The sequence below is a fragment of the Brevundimonas sp. genome (assembly GCF_036677305.1).
Taxonomy (GTDB): Bacteria; Pseudomonadota; Alphaproteobacteria; order Caulobacterales; family Caulobacteraceae; genus Brevundimonas.
Genome location: NZ_JAKFEB010000141.1, coordinates 1 through 2,014, shown reverse-complemented (window position 1 = coordinate 2,014; position 2,014 = coordinate 1). Strand labels below are relative to the sequence as shown.

Here is a 2,014-nt window from a genome sequence, read left to right as displayed (position 1 = left end):
CCGAGGACATCATCTTCGACCCCAACATCTTCGCCGTGGCGACGGGGATCGAGGAACACGACAACTACGCCGTCGACTTCATCGAGGCGACCAAGGTCATCAAGGCCACCCTGCCCTACGCGCGCGTCTCGGGCGGGGTGTCGAACGTCAGCTTCAGCTTCCGCGGCAACGAGCCGGTGCGCCGGGCGATCCACAGCGTCTTCCTGTACCACGCCATCCAGGCGGGCATGGACATGGGCATCGTCAACGCCGGCGACCTGCCCGTCTATGACGACATCGACCCGGTGTTGCGCGAGGCGGTCGAGGACGTGATCCTGAACCGCAAACAGCGGACCAATGTCTCGAACACCGAACGCCTCGTCGACATCGCCCCCAACTACAAGGGCGACAAGGGCGTGGCCCGGGTCGTCGACCTGAAATGGCGCGACGCCCCCGTCGGAAAGCGGATCGAGCACGCCCTGGTCAACGGCATCACCGAATATATCGACGCCGACACCGAGGAGGCGCGGCTGTCGTTCGAGCGGCCGCTGCACGTCATCGAGGGCCCGCTGATGGACGGGATGAACGTGGTCGGCGACCTGTTCGGCTCGGGCAAGATGTTCCTGCCGCAGGTGGTGAAGTCGGCCCGGGTCATGAAACAGGCCGTGGCCTGGCTGGAACCCTATATGGAGGCCGAGAAGGCCGGCAAGCCGCGCGAGCAGGCGGGCCGCATCCTGATGGCCACGGTCAAGGGCGACGTCCACGACATCGGCAAGAACATCGTCGGCGTGGTCCTGCAGTGTAACAACTACGAGGTCATCGACCTGGGCGTCATGGTGCCCGCCGACCGCATCCTCGACGCCGCCGTCGAGCACAAGGTCGACATTGTCGGCCTGTCGGGACTGATCACCCCCTCGCTGGACGAGATGGTGTTCGTGGCGCGGGAGATGGAGCGGCGCGGCTTCGACATCCCCCTGCTGATCGGCGGGGCGACGACCAGCCGGACCCATACGGCGGTGAAGATCGAGCCCGGCTATCGCGCCGGCTCGACCACCTATGTCATCGACGCCAGCCGCGCCGTGGGCGTGGTTTCGGGTCTGTTGTCCAGGACCGAGCGGGCGAAGAACGAGGCCGCCACGCGCGACGAATACGTCCGTATCCGCGAACAGTATGCGCGCGGTCAGGAGGTCAAGGCCCGGGCCACACTGGTGCAGGCGCGCGAGAACCGCTTCAGGCCCGATCCGACCAACCGGATGCCCGGAGCGCCGTCCTTCATCGGCGTGCGCGCCTTCGACAGCTGGGACCTGGCCGATCTGGCCGACCACATCGACTGGACGCCCTTCTTCGCCAGCTGGGAGCTGATCGGCCGCTATCCCCTGATCCTCGAGGACGAGATCGTCGGCTCGGCCGCCCGCGACCTGTTCAACGACGCCCAGGCGATGCTGAAGCGGATCATCGACGAGAAATGGTTCACCGCGCGCGGCGTGGTCGGCTTCTGGCCGGCGCGGGCCGTGGGCGACGACATCGCCGTCTTCGCCGACGAGGCCCGGGTCGAGGAGATCGCCCGCTTCCACACCCTGCGCCAGCAGATCAAGAAGACGAACGGCAAGCCCAATCTGGCCATGTCGGACTTCATCGCCGAGGAGGGCCAGGACTATATCGGCGCCTTCGCCGTCACCGCCGGTCACGGCGAGCTGGAGATCGCCAAGCGGTTCAAGGACGCGGGCGACGACTATTCGTCCATCCTGGCCACGGCCCTGGCCGACCGTCTCGCCGAGGCCTTCGCCGAGGCCCTGCACAAGAAGGTGCGGACCGAGCTGTGGGGCTATGCGCCCGACGAGGCGACGACGGTCGAAGAGCTGATCGCCGAGCAATATCAAGGCATTCGCCCCGCCCCGGGCTATCCGGCCCAGCCCGACCACACCGAGAAGGCGACGCTGTTCCGGTTGCTGGACGCGGGCGCCAACGCCGGCATGGCCCTGACCGAAAGCTATGCGATGACGCCGCCGGCCTCGGTCTCGGGCCTGTATTTCGG

The 2,014-nt window shown here is 67.0% G+C and carries 1 protein-coding gene; it reads left to right on the top strand.

Features of this window, described 5'->3' with window-relative positions; translation table 11 throughout:
• Positions 1-2,014 (top strand): vitamin B12 dependent-methionine synthase activation domain-containing protein (locus V6M42_RS08135; RefSeq protein WP_332678135.1); only part of this gene is annotated, 2,014 nt, incomplete at both ends.